Annotated in this window: 29 protein-coding genes and 1 riboswitch; of the genes, 15 read left to right on the forward strand and 14 right to left on the reverse strand. The window is 50.3% G+C overall.

Annotated elements, in window-relative coordinates:
- Nucleotides 1-42: 42 nt before the first annotated feature.
- Together H6F90_RS24380 and H6F90_RS24385 are read left to right on the forward strand one after the other, a co-directional pair.
- Nucleotides 43-495 carry an SRPBCC family protein gene (locus tag H6F90_RS24380; RefSeq protein WP_190554666.1) on the forward strand — a complete coding sequence of 151 codons (453 nt, stop codon included), beginning with the start codon at nt 43-45 and terminating at the stop codon, nt 493-495.
- A 143-nt stretch (nt 496-638) separates the two neighbouring features.
- The gene (locus H6F90_RS24385; protein WP_190554667.1) at nt 639-986 is read left to right on the forward strand and encodes a hypothetical protein; all 348 of its coding nucleotides are present in this window, start codon (nt 639-641) and stop codon (nt 984-986) included.
- Nucleotides 987-1,050: 64 nt separating this feature from the next.
- Here the strand turns inward: H6F90_RS24385 and H6F90_RS24390 are convergent, their stop codons facing one another.
- The gene (locus H6F90_RS24390) at nt 1,051-1,911 is read right to left on the reverse strand and encodes an ImmA/IrrE family metallo-endopeptidase (RefSeq protein ID WP_190554668.1); all 861 of its coding nucleotides are present in this window, start codon (nt 1,909-1,911) and stop codon (nt 1,051-1,053) included.
- 38 nt (nt 1,912-1,949) lie between these two features.
- Nucleotides 1,950-2,324: a helix-turn-helix domain-containing protein gene (locus H6F90_RS24395; protein WP_190433806.1), complete on the reverse strand. Its 375-nt coding sequence runs from the start codon at nt 2,322-2,324 to the stop codon at nt 1,950-1,952.
- A gap of 238 nt (nt 2,325-2,562) precedes the next feature.
- On the opposite strand from H6F90_RS24395, the gene H6F90_RS24400 reads away from it, so the two are divergent.
- The 4 genes from H6F90_RS24400 (at nt 2,563) to H6F90_RS30235 (ending at nt 4,079) form a co-directional block, all read left to right on the forward strand.
- Nucleotides 2,563-2,817 carry a hypothetical protein gene (locus H6F90_RS24400; protein ID WP_190554669.1) on the forward strand — a complete coding sequence of 85 codons (255 nt, stop codon included), beginning with the start codon at nt 2,563-2,565 and terminating at the stop codon, nt 2,815-2,817.
- Nucleotides 2,793-3,020, forward strand: coding sequence for a hypothetical protein (locus H6F90_RS24405; RefSeq protein ID WP_190554670.1), 228 nt, complete (start codon nt 2,793-2,795; stop codon nt 3,018-3,020). The genes H6F90_RS24400 and H6F90_RS24405 overlap by 25 nt, the downstream gene beginning before the upstream one ends.
- 221 nt (nt 3,021-3,241) lie before the next feature.
- Nucleotides 3,242-3,814, forward strand: a complete 573-nt coding sequence (locus H6F90_RS24410) for a DUF4351 domain-containing protein (RefSeq protein ID WP_190554671.1) — start codon at nt 3,242-3,244, stop codon at nt 3,812-3,814.
- An 88-nt stretch (nt 3,815-3,902) separates the two neighbouring features.
- Nucleotides 3,903-4,079, forward strand: coding sequence for a hypothetical protein (locus H6F90_RS30235; RefSeq protein ID WP_206756203.1), 177 nt, complete (start codon nt 3,903-3,905; stop codon nt 4,077-4,079).
- A gap of 21 nt (nt 4,080-4,100) precedes the next feature.
- Here the strand turns inward: H6F90_RS30235 and H6F90_RS30240 are convergent, their stop codons facing one another.
- The 5 genes from H6F90_RS30240 to H6F90_RS24435 form a co-directional block, all read right to left on the reverse strand.
- Nucleotides 4,101-4,247: a hypothetical protein gene (locus tag H6F90_RS30240; protein WP_199296134.1), complete on the reverse strand. Its 147-nt coding sequence runs from the start codon at nt 4,245-4,247 to the stop codon at nt 4,101-4,103.
- A 140-nt stretch (nt 4,248-4,387) separates the two neighbouring features.
- Nucleotides 4,388-4,801, reverse strand: coding sequence for a hypothetical protein (locus tag H6F90_RS24420; protein WP_190554672.1), 414 nt, complete (start codon nt 4,799-4,801; stop codon nt 4,388-4,390).
- 133 nt (nt 4,802-4,934) lie between these two features.
- Nucleotides 4,935-5,174 carry a 2Fe-2S iron-sulfur cluster-binding protein gene (locus H6F90_RS24425; protein WP_190554673.1) on the reverse strand — a complete coding sequence of 80 codons (240 nt, stop codon included), beginning with the start codon at nt 5,172-5,174 and terminating at the stop codon, nt 4,935-4,937.
- Between the two features lie 176 nt (nt 5,175-5,350).
- Complete coding sequence (gene cobQ / locus H6F90_RS24430; RefSeq protein WP_190433795.1) at nt 5,351-6,820, reverse strand: cobyric acid synthase CobQ; 1,470 nt, start codon at nt 6,818-6,820, stop codon at nt 5,351-5,353.
- A 47-nt stretch (nt 6,821-6,867) separates the two neighbouring features.
- The gene (locus H6F90_RS24435; RefSeq protein WP_190554674.1) at nt 6,868-7,278 is read right to left on the reverse strand and encodes an Npun_F0494 family protein; all 411 of its coding nucleotides are present in this window, start codon (nt 7,276-7,278) and stop codon (nt 6,868-6,870) included.
- Nucleotides 7,279-7,490: 212 nt separating this feature from the next.
- Nucleotides 7,491-7,630: riboswitch (guanidine-I (ykkC/yxkD leader) on the forward strand.
- Nucleotides 7,631-7,718: 88 nt separating this feature from the next.
- Here H6F90_RS24435 and H6F90_RS24440 point away from each other — a divergent pair.
- From H6F90_RS24440 to hypB, 3 genes are read left to right on the forward strand one after another with little or no spacing between them, the layout of a single operon-like run.
- Nucleotides 7,719-8,915: an agmatinase family protein gene (locus H6F90_RS24440; protein ID WP_190554675.1), complete on the forward strand. Its 1,197-nt coding sequence runs from the start codon at nt 7,719-7,721 to the stop codon at nt 8,913-8,915.
- 3 nt (nt 8,916-8,918) lie between these two features.
- Nucleotides 8,919-9,317, forward strand: coding sequence for a hydrogenase maturation nickel metallochaperone HypA (gene hypA, locus H6F90_RS24445; RefSeq protein ID WP_190554676.1), 399 nt, complete (start codon nt 8,919-8,921; stop codon nt 9,315-9,317).
- A gap of 51 nt (nt 9,318-9,368) precedes the next feature.
- Nucleotides 9,369-10,091, forward strand: a complete 723-nt coding sequence (hypB, locus tag H6F90_RS24450) for a hydrogenase nickel incorporation protein HypB (RefSeq protein WP_190554677.1) — start codon at nt 9,369-9,371, stop codon at nt 10,089-10,091.
- A gap of 77 nt (nt 10,092-10,168) precedes the next feature.
- Here the strand turns inward: hypB and H6F90_RS24455 are convergent, their stop codons facing one another.
- Nucleotides 10,169-10,420, reverse strand: a complete 252-nt coding sequence (locus tag H6F90_RS24455; RefSeq protein WP_190554678.1) for a hypothetical protein — start codon at nt 10,418-10,420, stop codon at nt 10,169-10,171.
- Between the two features lie 313 nt (nt 10,421-10,733).
- Here H6F90_RS24455 and H6F90_RS24460 point away from each other — a divergent pair, with 313 nt between their 5' ends.
- From H6F90_RS24460 to obgE, 4 genes are all read left to right on the forward strand, one after another.
- Nucleotides 10,734-11,171, forward strand: a complete 438-nt coding sequence (locus H6F90_RS24460) for a peroxiredoxin (protein WP_190554679.1) — start codon at nt 10,734-10,736, stop codon at nt 11,169-11,171.
- Between the two features lie 358 nt (nt 11,172-11,529).
- Nucleotides 11,530-13,158, forward strand: coding sequence for a C39 family peptidase (locus tag H6F90_RS24465; protein WP_190554680.1), 1,629 nt, complete (start codon nt 11,530-11,532; stop codon nt 13,156-13,158).
- A gap of 114 nt (nt 13,159-13,272) precedes the next feature.
- Entirely contained in the window at nt 13,273-13,533 is a 261-nt protein-coding gene (locus H6F90_RS24470) for a hypothetical protein (protein ID WP_190554681.1), read from the forward strand.
- A gap of 156 nt (nt 13,534-13,689) precedes the next feature.
- A complete protein-coding gene (gene obgE, locus H6F90_RS24475; RefSeq protein ID WP_190554682.1) occupies nt 13,690-14,790 on the forward strand; it encodes a GTPase ObgE in 1,101 nt (366 codons plus the stop codon).
- On the opposite strand, the gene H6F90_RS30865 is transcribed toward obgE, so the two are convergent.
- On the reverse strand, nt 14,777-16,606 hold the full coding sequence (locus H6F90_RS30865; protein ID WP_242024615.1) for a serine hydrolase: 1,830 nt from the start codon (nt 16,604-16,606) through the stop codon (nt 14,777-14,779). The genes obgE and H6F90_RS30865 overlap by 14 nt on opposite strands.
- A 237-nt stretch (nt 16,607-16,843) precedes the next feature.
- Complete coding sequence (locus tag H6F90_RS24485; RefSeq protein ID WP_190554683.1) at nt 16,844-17,698, reverse strand: RNA methyltransferase; 855 nt, start codon at nt 17,696-17,698, stop codon at nt 16,844-16,846.
- Between the two features lie 133 nt (nt 17,699-17,831).
- On the opposite strand from H6F90_RS24485, the gene H6F90_RS24490 reads away from it, so the two are divergent.
- Complete coding sequence (locus H6F90_RS24490) at nt 17,832-17,996, forward strand: DUF2256 domain-containing protein (protein ID WP_190554684.1); 165 nt, start codon at nt 17,832-17,834, stop codon at nt 17,994-17,996.
- Nucleotides 17,997-18,086: 90 nt separating this feature from the next.
- Nucleotides 18,087-19,034, forward strand: a complete 948-nt coding sequence (locus H6F90_RS24495; RefSeq protein WP_190554685.1) for an isoaspartyl peptidase/L-asparaginase — start codon at nt 18,087-18,089, stop codon at nt 19,032-19,034.
- Nucleotides 19,035-19,107: 73 nt separating this feature from the next.
- On the opposite strand, the gene glmU is transcribed toward H6F90_RS24495, so the two are convergent.
- From glmU to H6F90_RS24515, 4 genes are all read right to left on the reverse strand, one after another.
- The gene (gene glmU, locus H6F90_RS24500; protein WP_190554686.1) at nt 19,108-20,475 is read right to left on the reverse strand and encodes a bifunctional UDP-N-acetylglucosamine diphosphorylase/glucosamine-1-phosphate N-acetyltransferase GlmU; all 1,368 of its coding nucleotides are present in this window, start codon (nt 20,473-20,475) and stop codon (nt 19,108-19,110) included.
- Nucleotides 20,476-20,525: 50 nt separating this feature from the next.
- Nucleotides 20,526-21,560 (reverse strand): HD domain-containing phosphohydrolase, encoded by a 1,035-nt coding sequence (locus H6F90_RS24505; RefSeq protein WP_190433776.1) that lies wholly within the window; start codon nt 21,558-21,560, stop codon nt 20,526-20,528.
- A gap of 418 nt (nt 21,561-21,978) precedes the next feature.
- Nucleotides 21,979-24,174: a tyrosine-protein kinase domain-containing protein gene (locus H6F90_RS24510; RefSeq protein ID WP_190433775.1), complete on the reverse strand. Its 2,196-nt coding sequence runs from the start codon at nt 24,172-24,174 to the stop codon at nt 21,979-21,981.
- A gap of 107 nt (nt 24,175-24,281) precedes the next feature.
- Nucleotides 24,282-25,553, reverse strand: a complete 1,272-nt coding sequence (locus H6F90_RS24515) for a polysaccharide biosynthesis/export family protein (protein ID WP_190554687.1) — start codon at nt 25,551-25,553, stop codon at nt 24,282-24,284.
- Nucleotides 25,554-25,684: the final 131 nt, after the last annotated feature.

The raw sequence follows: 25,684 nt of genomic DNA on the forward strand, positions 1-25,684 counted from the left end.
GGTTGGGGGGATCTAACTCACCTTCATCAGCGAGATCCGAGCATGTCTGATTGGCTAGAACATAGCGTCCAAGTTGAAGTCGATGTCCCCATTGAGTTGGCCTGGAGTCTCTGGTCTGACCTGGAGCAAATGCCCCGCTGGATGAAGTGGATTGACTCAGTGAAAGTGCAGGAGGACAACCCAGATCTGTCTCGCTGGAAGCTAGCTACAGGCGGTTGGACCTTTAGTTGGCAATCGCGCATCGTCAAAATTGTGCCGCAGCAAATTATTCAGTGGGAATCGGTGGATGGCTTGCCCAACCGAGGAGCAATTCGTTTTTACGATCGCGGTAACAGCAGCATCGTCAAACTCAGCGTTTCCTACGCCATCCCTGGCATCATTGGCAAGCTGATGGACAATCTATTCTTAGGGCGTGTGGTGGAATCCACGATCCAAGCCGATCTAGAGCGTTTCAAGCAATACGCACTGCAAGCTAAAACCCAGGTAGAAGCCTAATCGTGTCGAGCTAGCGTTAAGCAGTCGCGATCGCCCACCTCAAATTGCTTTGATTCTCTGGCCAATTGGAGGCTCTAAGATAGTTCCATTCCTATCTCTACTATTTCTACTGAGTAGAGGGACTTAAAAATGGAGCGTTCAATATGAGTATGACAAAAGGCAAAGCCGCAATTTTGAGTGGTGCGATCGCGACACTTGGCCTGTTTACCGTAGCGGTAAGCTCTGCATCAGCGGCTGAGCAAAACCAAACTCCCACGAAAGTAACGGCTGCTGACAAGATGAGTGAGTCAATCACTCAAAAACCGATGAATCAACCCGCTGTTCGGCAACAGCCAACACAAAAGCCAACCATGCAGCCAGCTAACGAGGGTGGCTGTAGCTGTTGTAAAAACATGATGGGTGGCAACATGTCAGGCATGATGAATCACAACAAAAAAGACATGATGCAACCCATGCCAGGAATGATGAGAATGCCGAGTACAGCTAAGTAAATAGCTAAAATTTTGATGGCGTGGGCAAGATGTCCGCGCTCCAAGTGCTACCTACGCTGTAGCTTTACCGACTAGGCGACGGTAGATGCAACAAAGATAGAACACAGGATTTGCCACCTAACTGGATGGGGAGCGCCTCTACATAACAGTGAAGCGGGCCACAGCCAAAGTCTAGGGCTTCTGTACCTGTTTGAGGCTGTCCACTGTGAAACGCTTCAGCAATGAGGGAGTCGTGGCGGATTGACTTGTTTTTGGGAATGAAGCCGCTGCTCCAACCTTGAGCCTTGGCCCGCCACCACACGCGCAGTTTCTTTTTAGGTTGTGGTTTGGTTGGCAGACAACCTTCTGCTTCCCGACGACGTAGAGCCCGGTGCCACATTACTACCGCGTAGGCTCCAGATTCGTGTTGCACCATGCGGAGTAAAGTGGCGAGCAACGAGGTTTGGTAGAGATTTGCCAGAATTTGTCCGGTGCGGAGGGAAAAGCCGAGACTGCGAAGTTGGGGCAAAAACGAAGACGTAGGCATCAACAACTCGGCGGCTCCGCGATCGCACAACTGCTCTTTTTGCTCAGCCTGCCAGGGTCGTTGAGTGTTGGTGCCTTGCAATAACCGCTCCTGAGCGTCAAACAACAACTCCATCAGCTCATGGCCTTCGGTGAAGCGCTGCCGCACTAAAGGGTCATCTTCTTTAATCAGAATTAAACCTGCATCACTATCCACCAGAATGCCTTGCTGATCGGCTAGCGGTGCCCGCAGAGGCGTAGGCATGCCAAATTCTTGGTAGATGCGTAAGAGATCGATCGGCGGTTCATCACTCAGCCCTGCTGATTGCCGCAAAAATTCGACATAGCGGAACACATCCTGCTCAGTTTGCAGCAGCCCATGACGGGACAGGAAAGCTTGTCCAGGATGCCTGTACTGCATGGAACCGTTTTGCCTCACTCACTGGATTAATGGCGAATCTATTTACCAACGGTCATTTTAATCACGTTATAGAGCAATTCCCATTTTTCCGGGGTCGTGGGTTGCTGACCTCGGTACTTGAGCCGCGCCAACATTAACACATCATCCGGGGGGAGGTCTGCGGTTTTGGCAAACTCCGCCAAGCTGGACGGCAAATCTGCCATTGCCTCCAAGGTTCCCGTTTGTTCTTGCTTCAACCCCAATACCGAGGTGAGGCGTTCCATCACTTGCCAGGAAAGATTAGTGGCCTGCCCGCGCTCGATTTGCGACAGGTAGTTGCGGGAAATTCCTACCTGCTGTGCCAGTTCTTCCTGGCTGAGTTTTTCTTCTCGGCGGCGATCGCGCACCTTCTTACCAAAGTCATCGGTTTCCATTGCATTGACAGTTAGGACAAGTTTTTGACAACTATAGTTTGCAAATTTAGTCTGCTGGCTTTACATTTTCCGAAGTAAATGCCATAATAGTGTTCAGGAAATGTAAACCACAGTTTGCAATCCTGATTTCACTTTAACAGAAATCCCTCCGAAACATTCCCCGCCGCGAGTTCGAGTTGGTTCCAAACAAGTTCTTTCCAGATTCAGTGATTCAAGTTCTAGTTCTAGGAGATGTTTCATGACCTCAGGTGTTGTCAAAGATAGCAAAGCCAAGATTTTAGAAGCATTTCAACAGATTTTGGCGGAGCGGCAAACCGTAAGTCCAAGGTCGCCACCAAGGAAGAAGAAGCTGAGCGATCGCGCACCATTGCCACCGACGATTACGAAGCCAAACAACGCCAAATTGAGCGAGAACTTCAGGAAACAGCTCAGGCCAAAGAAAAAGATTGGTCAGAACGAGAGCGGATTTTGCCAGGGAACCAAACGCAGCTAGAAACTTATCGCCAAAAAGCCGAATCTTCCCCTACAGAATTAGAGGAAGCAATTAAGAAATCTAGAGAGGAAGGTATTCGCGAAGCTAATCAAGGCGCAAAGGTCAAAGCGGATTTGTTCGAGAAAGAATGGGAAGCCACCAAGCAATCCTACGAACTGCAAATCCAATCTCTCGAAGCTAAAAGCCAAAAACAAACGCAATAAATCACCGAAATTTCCAATCAACTTCAAGCTGCAATGCGTCAGGCTCAAGACCTGGCCATGCGTGCCTTTGAAAGCTCCCCCAATCGCATGAGTGCCTAAATATTACGCACCGTAGGGGCGAAGCATTCGACCACAATTCTTTGATCGTTGAGTTAATGCTGCTATCGAATGCTTCGCCCCTACAAAGATTTCTCCACAAGCCATCAATTTTGGTGCAATTCATGAAGCAATTACTTTGCGGTCATACCTCACATCGCAATGAGGCGATCGTAGAACATACCTTTTATGTCAGTGATGAACACCGCACTTATACCTGGAATGGTCAATCTCCTTTAGATGTTCGCATTGATGCTGTGATTGACGTAGCATCTGCCTACATTCATCAAATGAGCCACCAAAAACCTAAATTTCAAAAACTAGAGCTTTCCTCTCAAGTGCTGAGGAATGGTGAAAAGTATTACTACTTTCTCGTGATGTTTGAGCCTCCCTGGTGGGACGATCCAGACGCAGAGATTGCTGGAATCACAGAGGCGATCGTGACGCTAGATTACAAAGTCATTGAGCCAGAAATTCATCATTTCACAACTGAAGCAGAGTACCAACGACATCGAGTTCTGCAACGGTTACAACATCAACTCGGAAGCCTGGAACCAGCCTTAGAAGAGCAAATTTCTCGCCTTTCTACCAACATACTTTGGAGTTTAGACACAGCTCTCTGGGATTTCAATAGTGAGGCTGATTTGACAAATTGGTTGGAAACTCACACTTCACAGAGCCGTAAGCGCAATAAATGAGCGTTGGCGATCGCACGAAAAACAGTGGACCGAGCAAGAAACCGCGATCGCTCAATATAAGAAACAATTTGCCGAGTTGAAGGAAAAGGTGGAAGGCTTCCCCAAAGAGTTGGAGGCGGCGATCAAACGCGCCAAGGAAGAAAGCAAGGGCATTGCTCATCACCAAGCCAAGGTCAAAGCAGATTTGTATGCCAAAGACGTAGAAGGGAACAAGCGCAACTATGAATTACGCATCCAATTCCTACAGGAGACCCTACAAAATTAGGAGACCCGGATTCATGCGCTCTCATGACAGCTTAGTGCTGCCCTCAAACAGGTTCAGGATTTGGCAGTTAAAGCGATCGAAGGGGCCGCTAATGTCAGTTCCTTCCAAGCCATGCGCGAAATCGCGATCGAGCAAGCCAAGACTCAGACCAAGAACAAGTAACCACATCTCAACGTTCTATACGCTGTTGCTCCGTTGTTTGCGATCGCTCTCTAGCCAGTTTCCCGCTTCCTAACCCTGCGTCAACTCAGTGATTCAATGGGTCAGCTGGGATATTGATCTAGAAGCATTTGCCGTCCAAACGTAGGTTATTGATCTTCTTGCAACAGTTGATACTGCACTCGCAATTCTGGTGACTCGGTAGCGGGTGCATCCTGAACCAGCAGAGGCGTGGTTTCAACTACCGCACCGGACGAGCGATCGAGAATTACATCTACGCGATCGCCTACGGTCCAATTTCTCGGTAGTGGTTCTATCGCTAGATCTGCTTGGGGGCTAGAAGTGGTATTAGTGTTGGAGCCAGTGGATGAAACTAACGGTCGAGGCGATCGCCCAACGGGGAAATCTTGGCTGATGCTACGACCTTGAACACCGCGTAGTGATTCTCCGGAGAGCGTAAAGTTACCAGTCGCCAGTTGCCTAGGAGTTTGGGCAGAAGCCGCAGGCAAGAAGCTTAGGGTGAGTAAACTTGCTCCCAAAATGGCGAAACCCCTGGGAATCATGATTCTTGATCTCCTGATTAGTACTGTTACCAATCAGGATAAGCAGCAAAGAGTATTCCTACGTCTCTCAGGAGAGGCAAGTGATTGTTAGCTTGGCATCGCCCCAAGGGAATAATTTCTCTACAAAAAGAATTTACCAGCTAGGATCGGAGAATAGTTGAATGGTGAGTTGCGATTGCCCTGGCGGAACGGCTGAGATGCAACTCCGTATCGTTTCCCCGCCTTCAATTTCTACCTCACAGGCGTGGCAAGACCCCATCAGGCACCCCGTGGGAATGTCAACGCCCGCTCTGTCAGCCACTTCCAGTAATGATTCTCCTGGCTCTGCCTCAATCGTGACATCGTCTGGTAGAAAGCGAATGCAAACACTCATGACAAAACCCTAAAATAAAGCTAAATCTAACGGCATTCTGACGAGCCAGCCTTTACTGTATAGCTTAAGGACAAATGGGTACGTTGCACCCAAAGGGTTAGGGACATTTAGCGCACCTTGAATAGAGGGTGCGCTTATTTTTTTAGCTTGCTCAGAGAAAGGCTGACTGTGCCTCTCTAGGGAAGAATGGGGCCTAAATCCAAGTGTGATTCAACCTGAGTAGCCAGAGCATCTAAAAGGGCTTCTCGTTGTTCTCGGTAATTGGAAATTCCGGTTGGCAAAGACTTCAGACCGCGTTGCTGTCGGAGGCGATTTAGCCAAGCTCGCCGCCAGGGGCCATTGTCGAACAAGCCATGCAGATAGGTGCCCCATACAGACAAGCTCTTGTCCACTACTCCCAAATTGGCATCTTCAAATAACAACTGTACCCCTTCCCCTTCCATCACCTGGGTTCGGCCTTGATGGATTTCATAACCCGAAACAGGCAGTCCAGTTTGAGGAAAGTTGGAACTGACTAGACGCTGGCGAGCTACTTTTTGCCCTGTAATCACGGTTTTGAGGGGTAACAGCCCCAGGCCCTTATAGCGACCTTCATGCCCCTCCAGCCCTTCGGGGTCTGCCAAAATTTTACCCAGCATTTGGAAGCCACCGCAGACTCCGAGGACGGTGCCACCGGCTGCAGCATAGTTCTGAATTTCTTCGGCCATGCCAGTTTTTTGCAGAGTCAGCAAGTCAGCGATCGTGGCTTTAGAGCCAGGAATAATCACCGCATCTGGATAGCCTAAAGAATCTTTTGGACCCACGTACTTCACGGTGACGGTTGATTCTGACTCCAGTGGGTCAAAGTCAGTAAAGTTAGAAATCCGAGGCAGGCGGACCACGGCGATTGTTAGATCACGATTGCTCTGGCTGGTACGACGCTCGAACAAATCTAGTGAATCTTCGGCTGGGAAACCAGAGTCTTCCATCCACGGAATCACACCGATGACAGGAATGCCTGTGCGCTCTTGCAGCCAATCGATCCCGGATTGCAGGAGCGATCGCTGACCGCGAAACTTATTGATGACAATGCCGCGAATTAAGGCTCGTTCGTCAGGCTCTAGGAGTTCTAAAGTGCCGATGATATGGGCAAAAGCGCCACCGCGATCGATATCCACGACTAAAATGGTGGACGCATTCAAGTGTTTTGCCACCCGCATATTAGTCAAGTCGCGGTGCTTGAGGTTGATCTCGGCAGGACTGCCTGCTCCTTCGCACACCACTAAGTCAAATTCTTCGCCCAGCCGGCGCAACGATTCTTCGATCGCCTGCCAGCCTGGTTCAAAATAATGCTCGTAATAGTCGGCTGCACTGACTTTGCCTACTGCTCTGCCTTTGAGAATCACCTGGGAAGTCATATCTCCCTGAGGCTTGAGCAAAATTGGGTTCATCTCAATGCGAGGGCTGACCCCTGCGGCCCAAGCTTGTACGGCTTGAGCGTAGCCAATTTCCCCTCCGCTTGAGGTTACGTAAGCGTTAAGAGCCATGTTCTGGCCCTTAAAAGGAGTGACCCGCCAACCGCGACGGCTCAGAATTCGGCACAAAGCCGCAGTCAGTAGCGATTTTCCAGCGTGGGACGTAGTGCCCACGATCATAATGGCTTTCATCCGAGGTCCTCGCTGGCTATCCCATTTCAATCATTCATCAGCACCGACTAAATAGGTAGTCTTACCCAACGGTTCAAGGCGTTATAGAGGTGGTCCCATAGCGTTGCACTAGGCCAATTTCCTCCTTGCAGTTGCCACTGCTCTACGATTTGCCGACCGAGGGGCGTGAGCCGAAAACTATCCGTCAAACCCTGACCATCTACTTCTCGCCGTAGCACTCCCACTTGGATTAACCATAGCAAAGCACTCTCAGCCTTCAATTCTGATAGTGGCTGGCGCGTGTATCGCTGCTGTACTCCAGTGAACCCCGCGATCGCCTGTAGGGAGACGCTTTGCTGGTGCATGGTGACAAACAAGTAGCCCCGAAATGGAGCACAACGCATGGCCTGCTTAGCTCGCTTGACGGTTCGGCTGGGATAGTGAATGGTTCTAGAACGGTTGGGATTGACTACAGTCATTGAGAAGCACAAGGATGTTGAGTCAAAGATCAAGCTGTAACGCAGCTAACTGAAATTACAGTTGCTTGCATTATCTCCTAATCTTAGATTCTCAGCGATATCGCCACCAGTCCGGAAGGTCTGTCAGATTGCCTTCAGGTTTCGCGATCGCGAAACTTTGTATTTTTCAATACACAATTGCTTTTGAGCTGTTGCTAGAACTATCACAACAATTTAATTGCTTCTAGGGTTCCGGTTTTAGTTTTGATGGCTCAAACGTCTGGTCCGAGAGAGGCAACCAGTCTTTAGTATTTCGGCAATTTGTTTGTAGAAATACTAGCTGGTCACACGGCGGGAAAAAAGCCCGGGAGGTACGTAGCAGAGTTGAACTGCTATGGCTCTCCTGGGCTTTTGTGTTGCAATTTTCTCTGTTTTTTAATCCACTCGCATCGCCACAAACCATGACTGAAGATTCGCTTTTTCGTAGTCCTAATGGCGACTCACCACAGCGCCAAACTGAAGCCAATCGTGCCCTAGAACTGGAGACACAGTTGCCCCTGACTGGCTGGCAACAAGAAGTCTCTAGAGGCTTGGAGTATGGCTTAGAAGCGGCTGAAAGCATTCGCGATCGCACCATCCCCACTTTCTCTCGCGGAGAATTGCCGCACTATGCAGGCATCAATACTTTTCTCAAAGCGCCTTACTTAGAAGATGTGAGAAGAGTTGGGGAATATGATGTCGCGATCGTGGGAGTGCCCCATGATTCGGGTACTACGTATCGCCCCGGAACTCGCTTTGGTCCCCAAGGAATTCGCCGGATTTCAGCACTTTATACCCCTTACAACTTTGAGCTAGGCATTGACCTAAGAGAGCAAATTACACTCTGTGACGTGGGGGATATTTTCACAATTCCGGCGAATAACGAGAAATCATTTGATCAGATTTCTAAGGGCATTGCCCACGTTTTTAGTTCGGGTGCTTTTCCCATCATCATGGGCGGCGATCATTCAATTGGTTATCCTACTGTTCGTGGCATCTGTCGACACCTAGGCGATAAAAAAGTTGGCATTATTCACTTCGATCGCCATGTGGATACCCAAGAGACTGACCTAGACGAGCGCATGCATACCTGTCCTTGGTTCCATGCCAACAACATCAAGAACGCGCCCCCCAAAAACTTGGTGCAGTTAGGCATTGGAGGCTGGCAAGTGCCTCGGCAAGGCGTGAAAGTTTGCCGTGAGCGCAATACCAACATCTTGACCGTCACAGACATTATGGAAATGGGCCTAGATGCAGCCGTAGAGTTTGCTCTAGAGCGGGCTATGGATGGCACCGACTGCGTGTACATTAGCTTTGACATTGACTGCATTGACGCTGGGTTTGTCCCTGGTACAGGCTGGCCCGAACCCGGCGGTCTCATGCCTCGCGAAGCCCTCTATCTCCTCGGCAAAATTGTCCAGCGTGCCCCCGTTTGCGGTCTTGAAATCGTAGAAGTTTCGCCTCCCTACGACATCAGCGACATCACCTCTCTAATGGCGACTCGCGTCATTTGCGACACAATGGCTCATTTAGTCTTGTCAGGCCAACTACCCCGCAAAGAAAAGCCGAGTTTCATTCACCCAGAAGCCACCCCAGAATTAGTCGCAGAGTGGAGCTGAAGGATGCACGAAACTGATATGACCAAGGCCCTGATCCTCACGGTCAAAGACTGGTGGGAAGCGCAACCAGAGCAACCTAAGGTGAGCCGAGTTCACCTGACTGTGGGCAAATGTACTTGTGTAGAACCCGTCAGCTTGCAATTTGCCTTTGAGGTGCAGACGCGCAACACCTTTCTCGAAGGCGCAAAACTGGCGATCGCAGAAACTCCTCTAATTGCCTTTTGTCACAGTTGCCAAGCAGAATACGCCCCTGAGATTGGCCTGCAATATGCCTGCCCCCAATGCCAATCCCCAATGGAAGACATCCGCTCTGGCCGCGAACTCAAAATCGATCGCATTGAATACTCTGCTGATACTGCTGACGCTGCTAATTCTGACCCAGCTAACGCAGCGATCGCCTAACCCTTCCTTCTGACCTCTCACTCCTCACCCCATTACCTCTCACTGAAACTCATGCACCAAACCTTCGACGCTGCCCTCGGCATTAACCTACTCCACGCCAACCAAGCTGGAGCCGACCATAATCGGGCACATTTTGATCAGTGGGGTATTACTTGCTTCAATCTCATGAGCAGTCCTGGCGCTGGAAAAACAGCTTTGCTGGAGCGCACTCTAGCTGCTCTGACCAGTGAGATAAAAATTGCAGTGATTGAAGGCGACATGACGACCGAACTAGATGCCGATCGCTTGCGGCAGTATGGGGTTCTGGTCATTGCCATCAACACCGGACGCTCGTGCCATCTCGACTCCAAGATGGTAGCGGGTGGTTTGCATCAGCTCTCTCAGCACTACAACCCCAATGAGTTCGATTTGGTTTTGGTGGAAAACGTGGGGAATCTAGTTTGCCCAGCCGAGTTTGAAGTGGGAGAACATGCCAAGGTCGCGTTGCTCAGCCTCACCGAAGGTGAAGATAAGCCACTGAAATATCCGGTGATGTTCCAAGAAGCTGACTGCTTGCTGATTACCAAGATGGATTTAGCGCCCTACTTGGAAGTGGATATTCAGCAAATTGTGGCAAATGTACGGCAGATGAATCCTCACGCCACAATCATTCCGGTTTCCACCAAAACTGGGGAAGGCTTGGAGGCCTGGTTTGAGTGGGTACGCACCCAAGTTGCGCTCCCTAAACCCAGTGTCAGTGATTCGGAAAATGTAGAGCTAGCTGCTACTCATTAGCATCGAATTTAGCCTTGGATGAGGCGATCGCGTCACTTCAAGTCAACTGTAGGCACTCCCTGTGGAGCCTGAACGAGTTAAGCAGCGCGATAAAACTGGTTTACGTGCAACACTACTTCACCGTGCTCAGGTACCCAAGCTAGCCACTCATCTTCAGACTGCTGACAAATTAGCAAAGCTTCGTCATAGCTAAAAGTGCTGGGAGGCTGGAGCAAATGCACCCAAGTAGAAGCTTCGGCTTCGGTAGGGGCAGGAGCCAGACCAGGGAGCCAGCAAAAGTTAGCAGTCTGAGCAAAAGCAGTTTGAGAATATTGCAGTTGAGCTTTCATAAGTCAGTTTCCTTAATTTGAGTCTTAGCCTGGGCCTTAGTCTGAGATTGAGTAGCAACTGCTAAATCAACTGGCAAATTGCTATCAGTCAAGCGACTTTCCTGCTAAGAACTAAAAAATATTTCTGTAACAAAGACTACAGAATATCAAAGTACTTGATCAAGCGCCTGAAGTATAACTTTACGTTTTACGGCTCAGTCTCAAGTAGTAGGCAGCGATCGCCCCCTTCTGGAATCACTCCCGCTAGGGCTGTAAAAAGCTCGGTAAGTTACAATCTGGAACTGAACCTAGAAACTAGAAGGAAGCCGAATCTATGCCTTTATCTGTTGGCGATACTGCCCCCGCATTTACAGCCAAAGACACCAACGGTAATACTGTTTCGCTGTCTGACTTTGCAGGCAAGGCGGTTGTGCTGTACTTCTACCCCAAAGACGACACGCCCGGTTGCACCAAAGAAGCTTGCAGCTTCCGAGACAACTACAGCCAGTATCAAGGCAAAGACATTGTGGTGCTGGGTGTCAGCATTGATGACGAAGCTTCCCACCAGCAGTTCACAGAGAAGTTTAATCTTCCCTTCCCTCTCCTCGCCGATGTCAACGGTGCCATCACGAAAGCCTACGATGTCGATGGGGGTGGTTATGCCAAGCGTGTCACCTATGTCATTGGCAGCAACGGCACCATCAGCAACGTCTACACCACTGTGAAGACCGACACCCATGCAACTGATATTTTGGCTGACTTGGGTGTATAGCCCCTAGCACTGCGTTAGTGATTTTTGATTAGTACTGTTTAATTTCATTTATGTTGTTAAGTCCCAAGGTTGCCATCATCTTGGGACTTTTCTTTTCAGCCTTCTGCCAGATGGGTGTCAGAGAAGCAGGAAGTAGCTTAGCGCTAGAAGTACCTGACCTAATTTTCGGCATGTGGCGGAAAGTATTCCATTCCAACTGTAGTTGCCCTGAGTGCTTTGCCTCTGCCCCCTGCCTTGAGTGAGCAATCAGAAGCATAGCCATTCAAAATTCAAGTTGAAGGGTGCCACTTCCATAGGATGAAGTCGCCACTCTAGATAGAAGACTAGAAGAAAGAGTCATCCATCGACTAAGGACACTATGACTAACCCCCAAGCCCAAAATCCGCCCAGTACTCCAGCAGTGGCTTCTGCACCACCCGCACTCACCTACAGTGGCCCCAGAGAAGTTCTGATCAATCAGGCCGTGGTTCTCAAGGGAACTTATGACCCACTACGAATTGCCAAAGTCTCACTCGCCGCAGAGGACAAGTATCCCTTGGAAGTGATGGTGGATGCTCAAAAACGCACTTGGCAGGTGAACTTAAACCAAGGCTTTAAGGCAGCGGGCTCTCGCTGGTTAAAACTCAAAGGCACCGACAGCGTTGGCAAGCTGGTTGACGATGAAGTGATTTACCTGACTGTCAGCACCGACCCGATGACGGTAGGTCAGTCGCTAACCTTAAAAGTCTTGCGAGATACCTTATTTAAGTTTCGTGCCATCGACTCAGCTCGCCTCAACGCTCAGCAGAAGGTAGCTGTAAAGGCAGGCCAAACTTTCAAGGTTAGTCGCTATGGCTCAGTGGATGGACATCTTAAAGTGGTGCTTGACCCGCCCATTGCCCCGATTGGAGAATTTGGCTATTTCTTTGAGGAGCATGTGCAGCTCAGCAAGGGAGCACAGGTTTTCAAGTTTAATATCAGCGATGTTCCTAACACACCTTTAAGCGCTCAGGTTCTGGTTACGCAAACCACCTTAATTAAGGCTCAGCCTGCTGACTCTGCCTCATTAGCAGCCAACCAAAGAGCTGAGTTGTTACAGGGCCAAACTTTACAAATCACTGGATACGCTGCGATCAAAGGTCACTTCCGGGTATCTCTGGCTGCTCCGATTCAGGGTTTTGGGCAAACAGGCTATATCTATTGGGAGCACATTCAGATCAAGCACAACAATAAAGTTGTGTCTTTTGACCCAGACGCCCTCACAGCCACGGTGCTCAAAACCACTGTGTTCAAAAAACGTCCGGTTGATTCCGCCAGTCTGCAAGCTTCAGAAAAGTTCGCGCTAACGGCAGGCAGTGTTTACGGGGTGGCAGGTTACGCGATCGCCGATGGTCATATCAAAGCCTCCCTTACCGAAGAATTGCCTCAGTTTGGCAACACGGGTTATCTCTTCCCTGACTTTATCCAGATGAAGCGGGGCACCAAGCCTTTCAACCCGATGCCTCCCCAGGTGGAACTGAATGTTCCTTACTTTTCCCAACGGGACAATCCGCGCTATTCCTGGGCGACTTGCAACGTCACCTCGATCGCGATGATTTTTTACTATTACGGACGGCGATCGCAAGGCGGCCAATTAGAGGATGAACTCTTGCAATGGTGTCTCAACCGCTACGGCCAAGGATCGCAAACCGATAATGCGGTTCTCTCAGAAATGATTAAGGCCTATGGCTTCAAAACCAGCTTTAGCACCACTCGCAACTGGGCAGCCGTAAAGGACGAACTAATCAATGGTCGCCCAGTAGTGATGGGGGGAGACTTCACACCGACTGGCCATATTGTTTGCGTGGTAGGTTACACGGCGCAAGGCTTCATCGTAAACGACCCCTGGGGCGATGCTCTATCTGGTTACTATGACACCGAAGGCCGTAAGCTGCTTTACCCCTACAGCTACATGGATCGAGTCGCAGGCCCAGATGGCAATGTTTGGGCACATTTCATTGCTCGGTAATTTATAGCGATTGGTGGTTGTTTGTTAGCGGTTGAATTTGGCTAACTGCTAATCCATAACCGCCATCGCTCCCCAAGCTAAAATCTGGGTACTGTTCAGCGATCGGAGTCAGCGATGCCTCGGTACAACCCCTACACCCTGCAAATGCAAATTACGCGCATGTTTGAGCAGGGTCAATCGCTCTTTGCCACCATGAAGGTGCAAGATTGGCTACGGGAGCGCAACGAAGATCCTGCTGCCTACGAGATTTTGTTTCACCAAAAACCTGCCCCTCCAGGTTCCCAGAAAGTTTTAGTCATCGAAATTGAGCTAAAACGACGCGACGGTCAACCTGTAGATGAGTGGCTGCAACAACAAGTTAACGAACATGGCTAATTGACCTAGCCTGAAGAGGCGATCGCTAATGATCGCCGAGATTGTTACGCTCAGGAGAGACAGTCATGGCACAGACAATTCGAGCTGAAATTAAGTCAACTCAAGGGAGAAGTAGTTACCTATGATGGATAGATAAACGCTTCAGTTTTCATCCCCATGCAATTCATTGATCAAGCAGAAATTCAAGTTCAGGCGGGTAACGGCGGTGATGGCTTAGTCGCCTTCCGGCGTGAAAAGTATGTACCCGCAGGGGGGCCTTCTGGTGGCAACGGTGGTAGAGGCGGCTCCGTGATTCTGAAGGCAGACTCGAACTTGCAAACCCTGCTTGATTTTAGATACGCACACATCTTTAAGGCGGAAGATGGCGAGCGAGGTGGCCCCAACAACCGGACAGGGGCATCAGGGGATGACAGAATCATTGAAGTTCCTTGCGGCACAATGATTTATGATGCCGTAACGGATGAAATAGTGGGCGACTTGATTACACCTGGGCAAACCTTTTGCATTGCTCAAGGTGGAAAAGGCGGGCTGGGTAATAAGCACTTCCTCAGCAACCATAACCGCGCTCCTGAAAGGGCCTTGCCTGGATTACCTGGCGAGTCCCGCTTGCTGCGACTAGAGTTAAAACTCTTGGCGGAAGTAGGAATTATTGGCTTACCCAATGCGGGCAAGTCTACTTTGATTTCGGTGTTATCTGCTGCCCGACCCAAAATTGCCGACTATCCCTTTACGACCTTGGTGCCCAATTTAGGTGTAGTGCGTAAACCAACGGGAGATGGCACAGTGTTTGCCGATATTCCTGGCTTAATTGAAGGAGCGCATCTGGGTACGGGTTTGGGTCACGACTTCCTGCGCCACATTGAGCGGACTCGTCTTTTACTCCACCTCATTGACGCAACTTCTGAAGATCCGATCGCGACTTATCACGTCATTCAAGATGAGTTGCAAGCTTATGGCCGGGGGCTCAGCGATCGCCCGCAGATTATTGCCCTCAATAAGATGGATGCCATCCAGAATCAGGAGGAAGCTGCACAAACCTTGGAGGCTGTAGCAGCCCACTTAAGAGAACTTAGTCAAGTCCCTGTTTTTCTGATTTCAGCCGTAGCGCGCATCGGTCTAGAGCCTTTGCTGCAAGAGATTTGGCAGACTCTAGACCAAATGGCGGCGGAGGAAGCAGCAAGTCTCTCGGACGATCTCCCCCCGGATCTGGCTGAAGATCTGTCCCAAAGTCTCTCGGAAAGTCTTATTGCTGATTAAACCCTGGTGGTTGGTTAAAAGTGCTGGGGGCAGCAGGAGCCATGGGACGGCCTTGACCTGGGACATTGGCGGGATTGCCCAGTGGCATATTTCCTGCTGGGCTGGGCATACCCACTCCAGGACTCGGAGCCGTAGTGGACCCCGGCAGAGTGTTCGCAGCTCCCCCCGATTGGCTGAGATTGTTGTAGGTGACGCGGGAAATTTGGCGAATTAACTCTGAAGCTTGCCCGTCGTTGAAGGGACGTTTGACTAAAGCGGTAATGACGTATCGTTTACCGTTGGGCATGTCAATTAAACCGACATCTCCAATCAGCGAACCAATATCTCCAGTTTTATGGGCAATGGTGGCACCTTCTCCTAGACCGCGGGGCAGCAAGGTATCGGTTACGGTGCGCCGCATAATGTCAAGCATGCGATCGCGCGATCGCATCGACACCAAATCCCCTTGATTCACCCAGGCCATCAAGGTAGCTAAATCCCTAGGGCTGGTGGTATTGGTGCCTTGTAAGTCAGGTAGGGGGTTGTTAATTACCGTCGCTGTGAGGCCCCAAGATTGAAAGCGTCGGTTGAGAGCCGCAACCCCACCCAAGCGAGCAATTAGCATGTTGGTTGCTGTATTGTCGCTAATCGTGATCATTCGGGATGCAGTGTCTAGGGCACTAAATTTTGTCCCTGGAGGTTGATACTGCATATCGCCTGACCCAGAGCCAATCAACTCAGGCTTCATCGTCAGAAGCTCGTCTAGGCGAATTTTGCCAGCATCCACATCTTGAAAGAAGGCTACTAAGACTGGAACTTTGATTGTGCTAGCTGCTGGAAAGACGGCAGTTCCATTCAGGTCTACATAGGTCGTCGTATCCAGATCGATCAGAAACACGCCTGGGGTTAAACCAGAGGTTTGTCTGGTTAACCCTTGAATCTCAGCTTTCAGAGAGGCAGCTTCTTGGCTTAACTTCAACGGCATCGGAAGTTTAGCTGAGTTACCCACTTTTGCCTGTTGCTCAGTTTGGCTCTTAGCGTTGATAGCCGTTTGAGAGGCTCCAGCCATAAAGCGGCTGGGGTCTAGAGTAGAGAGCAAAGTGCCAGCAATGACCCCAATGCCTAAGCCCAAAATCAACAGGCGAGTGCCATACAGCAAAGGAGATACTGACCGCCGAAGCTGCGATCGCTGAGCGGCTTTACGCTTCAACTCAGCAATTGACTGAGCTGTAGGTTGAGGGCGGTGCAGTTTAGGACTGCGTTGTCGGGTCCGTTTGCCCGATCGAGTTCTGGAACCCGATGAATTGCCTGGAATGGGGCTGCTAACTTGAGTTTGTCGCTCCGAGAGTGGAGAATTTTTCGCACTTACTCCTCTGGTTGCTTCTTTGGTTGCTGCTTTGGGGGTGAGTGGCAGTAAGCGATCGCGCCAAAGACTATCGTCGATTGAGTTAGGATCTCGCGGTCCGGGGAGACGCTGAGCATTGTTAGACGTGCGTAAACCGCTTTCTCTGGCTGAACGGCGGGTTGTAGGTGCGATCGCGCTACTTCTTGATGGCGATACGATCAGTTGCCCGTTTGTCCTAGCGGGGGGCAGTAAACGCCGCTCTGGTTGGCCTGACAACAGTTGCTTTAAGTTGAGCCGTAAGTGTGACTGAGATCCCGCTCGATGGCTAGCCCGCTGCTGCGATTGCGTGGGAGCCTTAGGCATGGTGCCCTGAGCGGAAAGCAAATTTTCGGGTTGGCTAGGCAGTCTTTTCACAACTTCTTGTTGCTGCGATGCCTGCAACATTTGGCGACGACGGTGCCGACGGCTCATAGTGCTACCTTGATCTGTCATTAGCGAGCCTCCCGACACAACACATTAAACTGTACACCTCTAGCCACACCAATCCCCTCATTTCTCATTGCGGGCGTTGAGCAACGCTGCCGTTAGGTTAATCGTATTTGCGGTTAATTGCACAAATTTGGATGAATTTTAACCTTGTTCGGCTGCAACTGCACCTCATGACTCGCGATCGCCTCCTCTTGTCTAGGTTGTGCCTATGTCTAAGAGGACTCCAAGAAAGCCTTCGGCTCATACCTCTTCGTACTTCTGACTTTGCTGAAGCGCCCACTCCATTTGACTGAGAATACCCCGCAACATCGCTACTTCAGCAGCCGAGAGCTCAGCTCGATTAAATAATCGCCTAAACTTCTCCATGCGACTGGTTGCAGTATGCGGGTAAAGATAACCAATTTTCAAGAGCAAAGTTTCTAACTGTTGGTAATACCCTTCCAAGGATTCTAGGGGAGCCATCACTGGGGTGGTTGAGGATTCAGGCGTTGCTAGGGCCGTTGGTTTGGGGGCGATTGGCGGGATTCCAGTGAGTTCTGCGCTGATCTGAATAGATTGATATAGCTCATAACAACAAACTGCTACTGCTTGAGCTAAGTTCAGCGACGGATACGTTGGGCTGGAGGGAATGCGAATGAAGCGCTGTGCATAGTTCAGTTCCTCGTTACTCAGCCCGCGATCCTCTGGCCCAAAAATTAAGGCTGATTGCCAAGTATCCGTTAGTGTTGCGTCTGAGCTGTTTTCCGGCTCTGTTTCCTCAACTTCCCTAACTCCGGGTAATAGCCAAGGGAGAGCGGTTCGGGGATGCTCCAACTCAGTTTCTAAGGTGCGACTCCGGGCTGTGGTTGCGATCGCCCGCTGGCATCCTTGGAGAGCAGTCGGCAAATTCGGGACTACGTGAGCTGTGGTGAGAAGATCTACTGCATGAACGGCCATCTGGCGTGCTTCTGGCCCTAGGGGATCGCAATGCGGATTAACTAACACCAACTGTTGCAGACCCATATTTTTCATCACACGGGCGATCGCACCTATGTTGAGCGGACCTGCGGGTTCCACCAAGACAATTCGAACTTTGGTTAAGGCACTTTCAGACATGTAAAACCAGGAATAGAGGGTAAGCAGCCAAGGTTTTAGTAGACTAAGCCTGGAGTTATAGGTTATTTCCTAAAACAGCCTAATCTACAACCGTACCCTACGGCTCACCGTTTGATTTCTAGATGCTTTGACTATGGGACGTGCTCGCTCTAAATCCGATTTACCGACTAAAATTTGTCCGGTTTGCCAACGTCCCTTTACCTGGAGAAAGAAGTGGGAAGGCTGCTGGGATGAAGTCAAATACTGTTCAGAGCGATGTCGCCGTCGTCGTAGCCATGCTCAGTCGCTAGATCCATAGATCGGGGAGTTGTCGGGTGGGATTGCGATCGCGCCAGTTTCGCCAGTTTGAGCCAGTTGAGTCTTATCTAATTTAATAAAGGTGCTAGTTATGTCACGGGTGCAGCCAAAGCTAATTATTCATGGAGGGGCAGGTAGCTCCTTGAAAGGTAAGGGGGGAGCAGACGCATTACGACAAATTCTTTACGGCATCGTGGAAGAAGTTTATGGCCTCCTCAATCAAGGAGCCAGCGCGCAAACCGCTGTGGTTCGGGGTTGCCAGCTTCTAGAGAACCATCCCCGTTTTAATGCTGGCACTGGCTCGGTGCTGCAATCCGATGGTCAAATTCGCATGAGTGCAGCGCTCATGGATGGCGCAACTCAACGCTTTAGTGGTGTGATTAACGTTTCTCGGGTAAAAAATCCAATCAATCTGGCTGAAACTTTACAAAGCGCTGCCGATCGCGTGCTTTCTGATTACGGCGCTGCTGAGTTACTGCGTGAACTGCAAATTCCTCCTCATGAGCCTTTAACGGAACTACGGCTACAAGAGTGGATTCAGGAGCGGCAAGGCAACTTTTCCAAAACAATGGCGGGTGTCGTCGCAGAGGAACTTGTTGCCGATAGCAATGCGGGGCGCGGCACGATTGGAGTGGTCGCGCTCGACAACCAAGGTCATCTAGTAGCTGGCACCTCAACCGGGGGCAAAGGTTTCGAGCGCGTGGGCCGAGTCAGCGATTCTGCCATGCCTGCGGGCAACTACGCCACCACTCATGCAGCGATTAGCTGTACTGGCATTGGGGAAGACATTATTGACGAGTGCCTCGCCGCGCGGATTGTAGTTCGCGTCACTGATGGCTTACCGCTACAAGCTGCCTTTGAGCGCTCCTTTACTGAGTCTCAGCAAAATCAGCGCGACTTGGGTGCCATTGGGATTGATGCCAGTGGTGCGATCGCCTGGGGTAAAACCAGTGATGTTCTCTTGGCTGCCTATCACAACGGCGATCGCATCGGCGACACCTTAGAATTAGCGTCTGGAATGGTGGTAGGTACGATGTAAAGAGAGGCGAGGAGTAAGGAGTAGGAGGAAAGATGAAGGAAGTCAAGACTTCAGACTCCTCACCCCTCACTCCTTACTCCTCACTTTCAGCCTGCGGTTTCATCCGCCAACCTGCTCTCGTTACTTGACGGGCACGGGCAATCACCAAGGAGCCATCGGAGACATCTTTGGTCACGACGGAACCTGCTGCCACAGTAACATCTGCCCCTAAGGTAACGGGAGCTACTAGTACGCTATTGGAGCCTGTCTTGGTGCGATCGCCAATCACGGTCGGATGCTTGTTCACTCCGTCGTAGTTGGCGGTAATCGTTCCCGCACCAATATTCACTCGTTCACCTAGAGTCGCGTTACCGATGTAAGACAGGTGAGCTATGTTGGTGCGATCGCCCACAGTACTGCTCTTGATCTCGACAAAGTTACCAATACGGCAGCCAGAGCCTACTTCCACCTGGCCCCGGAGATGAGCATAAGGACCAATCCGAGCCCCAGATTTCACGGTGCTGTCCGTCACGACTGAGTAGAGCGCTGTTACATTCTCACCAATCTCGCTGTTCTCAATCAAGCTACCAGGTCCAATACGAGCGCCTGCACGAATGGTGGTTTTGCCGCGCAAGTGGGTTTGGGGTTCAATCACTACATCCGGTTCAATCTGTACGGTTTCATCGATGGTGATGCTGTCTGGATCTACCAATGTGACTCCGGCAGCCATCCAATCGTCTTTTACCCTGGCCTGCAAAATCTCATAAGCGCCCGCCAACTGCTTACGATCATTGATGCCCAAAATTTCTTGATAATCTTCTACATCTACCGACATGACTGGCTCTAGGAAGCTTACGGTGTCTGTCAGGTAGTACTCTTGTTGGTCGTTGTTTGCTTTGAGCTGGGGCAGTATCCGCTCTAGGTCAGGCCACCGGAAGCAGTAGACTCCCGCATTGATGCGATGATTTTGCTTCTGGGCAGGACTACAGTCTCGGTCTTCTACAATTTGCTTCACAATGTTTTGGCTATCGCAGAAAACCCGCCCATATCCTTTAGGATTGGGCAGTTGAGCCGTCAAAATTGTGGCAGCATTTTGGTACTGCTGATGTGTTTTTAACAACTGTTGCAATGTTTCTGGCCGCAGAAGTGGCACATCTCCATTCAGCACCAGCAAGTCATCTTGGAACCCTGCTAGATGAGGCAACAGCTGCTGAATTGCATGCCCTGTGCCCTTTTGCTCTGCCTGTTCAACAAACTCGACATCGCTAAAAGATGCTAAAGCTTCCTGGACAAGATGCCCTTGATAGCCGACGATGATGATTCGTCGAGATGGCTCAATATCAGACAAACTATTCAGAACCCGTTCCACCAGCGATCGCCCACCCAGACCATGCAAAACCTTGGGTAGGTTCGACTTCATGCGTGTTCCACGTCCAGCCGCTAAAATTGCTACCGCTACCATTCCCTTCAGATTCCATCTGTTCCACCGGAGTATACCGCGGTTCTACACGATTAACTCACAGGTGATTCTACAGGGTGAGCAACCACTTCAGTCCGAGGCACTGAGAGCAACGGCTTAATCTCACTTTGGTGGATAAAATCCTGAAACTGCTGCACTAACTTGGGATTCCGCCAGCCTCTGTCTCTCTCCTCCAGCAAAATAGCGAGAGCTTCTTCTGGGGTATAAGCTCGCTTGTAAGGTCGCTCGTGAGTCAGGGCATCGTAGATATCAATCAATTGAAAGACCTGCACCAGCAAGGGAATGTCGTCACCCACCAGCCCATCTGGGTAGCCTGAGCCGTTCCAGCGCTCATGGTGATTACGGATAATTGGCAACACACCCCGCATCGTTCTCAGGGGCTGACAGATTCGTTCTCCAATCAGCACATGCTGCTTCATCACTTCCCATTCTTCGGAGGTAAAGCCCGCTGTTTTGAGCAAGACGGCATCTGGAATTCCAACTTTTCCGATGTCGTGCAGGTACCCGCCCCACATCAGGTCTCGCACCTCACTCCGAGATAGATTTAGGTATTCTCCAAAGGCTTTAACCCGCATCACTAGCCGTTCGCAGTGGTCGCCAGTATTAGGGTCGCGGCTCTCTACAGTGCGAGCAATGGAAAAAAGGACTTGCTCTGCGTGGTCTAAGTCTTCGTTCAGGCGCTTCTGACCCACCAAAGATTTCACACGAGCCGATAGTTCTAATTGGTCAAATGGCTTTGTGAGAAAATCATCCCCCCCTGCCTCAATCCCTTTTAGACGAGCTCGTCGATCGTTTAGGGCGGTAATAAAAATAACTGGGGTGAGTCGGGTTTGCTCATCTTGTTTTAAGCGACGACAGACTTCAAAGCCATCCATTCCTGGCATCATTACATCCAGGAGAATCAAGTCAGGATTGCCTTCAGTGACACAAGTCAAAGCTGCTGGGCCACTGTCTGCTTCTAAAACGTCATATCCTTCCACTGAGAGCAGGGCCACAGCAGTCATCCGACTTGCTGGGTGGTCATCTACGACCAGAATTTTAGGTCGTTCTAGGTCAAGACCGTTCACTGGAAACCTCATGTTAAAGGGGGTAGATAAACCCAGTCAAGTTAAGCGGGTGAGCATTTAGGAGTCAGCTTAATATCTGGGATTCAATTTCTGTGCTGAACCCTACCGAAATTAGATGTCTATCCGCTTGTGAAGAGTTTATAAATTGATCGGGTGGAATGCCATGCTTATCAGTATGTGCAATTGTCCCGATCGGGAAATCGGGCTTTTTACGGAGATTAAATTAAGATTTAACGAGTTTAGTGAGTTGAGCAGTGCAGTAAAGTTTTTTGCCGATAACCGACAACTCTAAGGTCAAAGTTCTTACTGATTTTGCTTCAACTACCCCAATTAATAGCTTACCTCTGTAGCAGGGTGAGGAGTCCCAAAAGCTACAGAGGTTTCAAAAAAGCTCTAAATTCTTGAAAGTTAGCAAGGACTAGCGGTAGTCTCTGGTACTAGTGGCTACTTCTCCTAGGTCTTCAGCCATGTCCTCACCAAGTGCATGAGCAGTCAATTCCTCATCGAGTAAGGGTTCAACGGACTGTACGGGGATGTCTACACCATTGATGATGGCTCCCAGTAGCCGGAAATCTGACTCCGCTAACTGGTCAGTAGCTTCAGCTAGCAGGCTATCTTCGGTATAACCTGGCCGAGTCACCAGTAGCATGCCATCGCTATAGGGTTCTAGAAGGAGGGCATCATTGCAGAGGCTGAGTGAAGGGGTGTCGAGAATCACCATATCGAAGCGACCCCGCACATCCTCTAGGAGGCGACGAATTTCGCTTGACTCCAAAATTGCGGCGGCTTGACGCTGGGGACCAGGGCTAGGAACGATATAGAGGTTTTCGACATCGGGGACCAAGCGGATGCAGTCGCCGAATTGTCCGTAGTAGCGTAGTGGCTCGATCGCGCTGTCTGGGTCAGGAGCGACTTTGAGAGATTTAGCCTGGGAAGGCGATCGCAAATCTGCTTCTACTAGTAGAGTTCGTCTGCCAGCTCTAGCGGAGGCGATCGCTAAGTTGTAGGCGCTCAAAGTCTTGCCTTCTTGACCTACCACACTCGTAACTAAAATGACCTTTAGCGTCTTACCTTCGGCACGGCGTAGATTACTTCGTAGACGCTCATAAAAGTCCGCATAAGGAGACTCAGGATCGACCACAACGGGAATGTCGTCGCTATAAGGATCAAGGTTGGGTAGTAACGGCAAGACGCCCAAAATCGCAATTTCCCGCTGACGCAATGCTTCTCGCACGTCTTCGAGGGTGTAGAACTTGCCTTCCAGGGAATCTAGCAGCAAGATTAACCCACCACCCACGATCAGGCCGACTAGAGCTCCAATCCCGAGTGTTAAAGGAGCATTTTTCGCAGGTTTGGCATCCTGTGACACCTCTGGCGCTTTCGCGATCGTCAAGCTACTAGCCGTTTCTGCTTCGGCGGCCTTGGCATCCACCAAAGCAGCCTGCATCCGGTCGTAAAAGGTGCGCTTCAGAATTGTTTGTTGTTCTAGGCGAGTGCGCTCTAACTGTTTGTTTGGTAGAACTGCATATTCACGTCGCATTTCTTGCTCGGTGCGAGCTGCCGACGCCATCTGCTGCCGCATCGTATCTAGCTGAGTTTGCAAATTAGTGAGTTGGTTGGCTAGCTGCTGCCTAGCTGGGTCCAAGCTACTATCTCTGCGAATTTGGTTGCCACCGACTAAGGGAGCTGCAACTTGGTTGCCACCTACGACTTCACCAGCGCGTTGTTGCAACAAGGTCTCATAGGCTTGTTGCTGATTTCGTAACTCGATCATCGTTGGGTGTTCGGGCCGCAATGACTGACTGAGCAGCGCTATCTGGGATTCGTTTTGATAAAGCTGCGATCGCAAATTGGCAATGATTGGATCGGCACTGAGGGCAGAAGAGGCATAGGCCTGCTCAGGATTTAGCCCTAATCTTTGTTGTAGGCTCCGCATTTGAGCCATCGTGCCTTCCATTGCCAAGCGGAGTTGCCGTTGCTGCTCCTCGGCATTTTGAATCGCTGTAATCACATTGCCATTTTGAGCCGCTACTAGGGCAGGACCTTCTCGGCGGTCGTACTGCTCTAGCTGCTGTTCCGCGGTTCTGAGGTCTTTAGTTGCTTGGGGTAGACGCTGATTCAGTTCCTGAATGATCGCCCGTAAGCGTGCTGTATTAATGAGGCGGCTCTGCTCCACCATGCCATCCATCAGCACCTTAGCCGTTTCAGCAGCCCGCTTAGGATCGTTTCCATCACGATAGGTGATGATGAACGAACCGGCACCTGCATTATCGTTTTTGCCCTTCTCCTTCTTGGGTTCTTCTACTGTTGCATTGCGTCGCACCTCGTCTGGCTCAGCATCAACCTGCTTAGCAGCGGCCTCAACCACGTTATCTGCTAGTAAGATTTCTGGACTCAGGACTTGTCCCTCAGCTTGGATCTGAGTACCTGTTTCAGAAAAGGTCACAGGCGGGCGATTGTTCGCTAGCGTTCCTTGGGCCACGTAAGTCGGTGGTTCTTCTGGTTGGGCTGCCACCAATACAGAGGCACCCATAATCAGGGCAAAACCCGCAAGTCCAGCCCATTTATGTCGATCCAGAGCAATGAGATAACGTTTAACAAAGGGGGGAGTCATAGCAGCAGGAAAACGCGTAGATGGGAAGGGGGCGCTGAAACAGCAGGTTAGCTTATAAGGTAACTTAGCATTTCCGGTGAATTGCAGCTTTTGCTACGCTTTGTTACCTAATCATCATCATCGTCATTATTGTCATCATCGTTAGAACCCGGGCCGAAAAGGTCGCTGGCACTATCGGAGATTTCGCTAAAGAACAATAGAAATCCTAAGACATCGCGGAACGGTTGAGTAAATGTATTGAGAGCGTAGGTAATTCGAGCCACCAAATTACGACCCACAATAATGACATCATTATCTTGAAGTGGGACATTTTGCGAAACATCGCCCATCAAGGCTTTCTTGCCATTTAATTCTTTGGCGATCGCCTTCCCCTGCTCTTGATCGAAGCGGATCAAAGCAATTTTCTTGAGTCTGGCGTTCTGCAAATTAGGGCTAATGGCAGTTAAAGCATCTAAAAAGGTACTGCCATTGGGTAGGTTAATGTTGCCGATCCCATTACCGGCATAACTTAGAACTCGCACCGTAATTTGTTGTTTGGCAAGGGTAGAACGAGCGACCAAGCTACGGTCGTAATCCTTGTCCTCACCCACATCCAGTCTAGGGATCACGATCGCATCTCCGTCTTCCAGACGCAGATCTGGCAGTTGTCCGCCATTGGCGATGGGAGTAAACAAATCAACTCTTTGTTCAATAACTGTGCCGTCAATCAAGGTCCGACGCACTTGCACTTCCCTTAAATCGGCTCGATTCGTAGCTCCCCCCGCAGCGAGTAGGGCGTTCGAGATCCGGGGCTGGGCTCCAGCTACTGGGTAGAAACCTGGCTTGGTAACTTCTCCTAGGATGGTTACTTGCACCGGGCGTTGATTTCCTAAGGTTACGATCACCATTGGATCGATCACGTACCGATTAAAGCCAACCCGTAGCCGTTCCTGAACTTCTTCTAAAGTGAGACCCCTGACGGAAATCGTGCCTAGCAAGGGTGCGGTGATATTGCCTTCGGGGTTGACGTTGGCTGTGAAACTCAAATCTGGAAACCGATTGACGTTTACAGCAATTCCATCTCCAGGCCCTAAGCGATATAAGTCGAACTGGGTTCTGGCGTTGGGTGGCGTGGCTGGGAAGGTGTTGGAGAGTGGGGGTGGGGGAAACGAGTTGGGCAGCGGTTGTACAACTGGGTTAACCGGAACTGTTGGGACAACCGTAGGTAAGGTTTGGCGATCGCTGGCTGGTTGATTGGTCTGCCCAATTGCTGCCTCTGGCAAAAATCTAGCATTGGCCGCCCACAAGAGAGCTGTAAACGATGCCGTAGTTGCGACGGAGTACAGACCGGTTAGGGTGAAGGCACGAAACTGACGTATCCGAAAACAGGCTTGGGACATAGGGCTTGAAAGAGTTGCGAGCGTTCTTATACTGCGATTGGAGCGAGGTCACTAAAAACGTTAGAGCAAAGCAAAAGTTGAACTTTGAGTTTGGCTGGTCGTCTGCTGGTCGTCTAGTGGAGACTTGACTC

This window comes from Trichocoleus sp. FACHB-591 (assembly GCF_014695845.1).
In the GTDB taxonomy this organism is placed as follows: Bacteria; Cyanobacteriota; Cyanobacteriia; order FACHB-46; family FACHB-46; genus Trichocoleus.

What these genes read in the sequence shown, in the direction of transcription:
- hypA (WP_190554676.1), top strand. Translation starts at nt 8,919, where the DNA reads ATGCACGAAACTGATATGACCAAGGCCCTGATCCTCACGGTCAAAGAC.
- H6F90_RS24425 (WP_190554673.1), bottom strand. Translation starts at nt 5,174, where the DNA reads ATGAGTGTTTGCATTCGCTTTCTACCAGACGATGTCACGATTGAGGCA.
- H6F90_RS24470 (WP_190554681.1), top strand. Translation starts at nt 13,273, where the DNA reads ATGCCTCGGTACAACCCCTACACCCTGCAAATGCAAATTACGCGCATG.
- H6F90_RS24515 (WP_190554687.1), bottom strand. Translation starts at nt 25,553, where the DNA reads ATGTCCCAAGCCTGTTTTCGGATACGTCAGTTTCGTGCCTTCACCCTA.
- H6F90_RS24385 (WP_190554667.1), top strand. Translation starts at nt 639, where the DNA reads ATGAGTATGACAAAAGGCAAAGCCGCAATTTTGAGTGGTGCGATCGCG.
- H6F90_RS24380 (WP_190554666.1), top strand. Translation starts at nt 43, where the DNA reads ATGTCTGATTGGCTAGAACATAGCGTCCAAGTTGAAGTCGATGTCCCC.
- cobQ (WP_190433795.1), bottom strand. Translation starts at nt 6,820, where the DNA reads ATGAAAGCCATTATGATCGTGGGCACTACGTCCCACGCTGGAAAATCG.
- H6F90_RS24465 (WP_190554680.1), top strand. Translation starts at nt 11,530, where the DNA reads ATGACTAACCCCCAAGCCCAAAATCCGCCCAGTACTCCAGCAGTGGCT.
- H6F90_RS24400 (WP_190554669.1), top strand. Translation starts at nt 2,563, where the DNA reads ATGACCTCAGGTGTTGTCAAAGATAGCAAAGCCAAGATTTTAGAAGCA.
- H6F90_RS30865 (WP_242024615.1), bottom strand. Translation starts at nt 16,606, where the DNA reads ATGACAGATCAAGGTAGCACTATGAGCCGTCGGCACCGTCGTCGCCAA.
- H6F90_RS24390 (WP_190554668.1), bottom strand. Translation starts at nt 1,911, where the DNA reads ATGCAGTACAGGCATCCTGGACAAGCTTTCCTGTCCCGTCATGGGCTG.
- H6F90_RS30240 (WP_199296134.1), bottom strand. Translation starts at nt 4,247, where the DNA reads ATGTGGTTACTTGTTCTTGGTCTGAGTCTTGGCTTGCTCGATCGCGAT.
- H6F90_RS24395 (WP_190433806.1), bottom strand. Translation starts at nt 2,324, where the DNA reads ATGGAAACCGATGACTTTGGTAAGAAGGTGCGCGATCGCCGCCGAGAA.
- H6F90_RS24410 (WP_190554671.1), top strand. Translation starts at nt 3,242, where the DNA reads ATGAAGCAATTACTTTGCGGTCATACCTCACATCGCAATGAGGCGATC.
- hypB (WP_190554677.1), top strand. Translation starts at nt 9,369, where the DNA reads ATGCACCAAACCTTCGACGCTGCCCTCGGCATTAACCTACTCCACGCC.
- glmU (WP_190554686.1), bottom strand. Translation starts at nt 20,475, where the DNA reads ATGGTAGCGGTAGCAATTTTAGCGGCTGGACGTGGAACACGCATGAAG.
- H6F90_RS24510 (WP_190433775.1), bottom strand. Translation starts at nt 24,174, where the DNA reads ATGACTCCCCCCTTTGTTAAACGTTATCTCATTGCTCTGGATCGACAT.
- H6F90_RS24440 (WP_190554675.1), top strand. Translation starts at nt 7,719, where the DNA reads ATGACTGAAGATTCGCTTTTTCGTAGTCCTAATGGCGACTCACCACAG.
- H6F90_RS24490 (WP_190554684.1), top strand. Translation starts at nt 17,832, where the DNA reads ATGGGACGTGCTCGCTCTAAATCCGATTTACCGACTAAAATTTGTCCG.
- H6F90_RS24485 (WP_190554683.1), bottom strand. Translation starts at nt 17,698, where the DNA reads ATGTCTGAAAGTGCCTTAACCAAAGTTCGAATTGTCTTGGTGGAACCC.
- obgE (WP_190554682.1), top strand. Translation starts at nt 13,690, where the DNA reads ATGCAATTCATTGATCAAGCAGAAATTCAAGTTCAGGCGGGTAACGGC.
- H6F90_RS24460 (WP_190554679.1), top strand. Translation starts at nt 10,734, where the DNA reads ATGCCTTTATCTGTTGGCGATACTGCCCCCGCATTTACAGCCAAAGAC.
- H6F90_RS24495 (WP_190554685.1), top strand. Translation starts at nt 18,087, where the DNA reads ATGTCACGGGTGCAGCCAAAGCTAATTATTCATGGAGGGGCAGGTAGC.
- H6F90_RS24455 (WP_190554678.1), bottom strand. Translation starts at nt 10,420, where the DNA reads ATGAAAGCTCAACTGCAATATTCTCAAACTGCTTTTGCTCAGACTGCT.
- H6F90_RS24435 (WP_190554674.1), bottom strand. Translation starts at nt 7,278, where the DNA reads ATGACTGTAGTCAATCCCAACCGTTCTAGAACCATTCACTATCCCAGC.
- H6F90_RS24420 (WP_190554672.1), bottom strand. Translation starts at nt 4,801, where the DNA reads ATGATTCCCAGGGGTTTCGCCATTTTGGGAGCAAGTTTACTCACCCTA.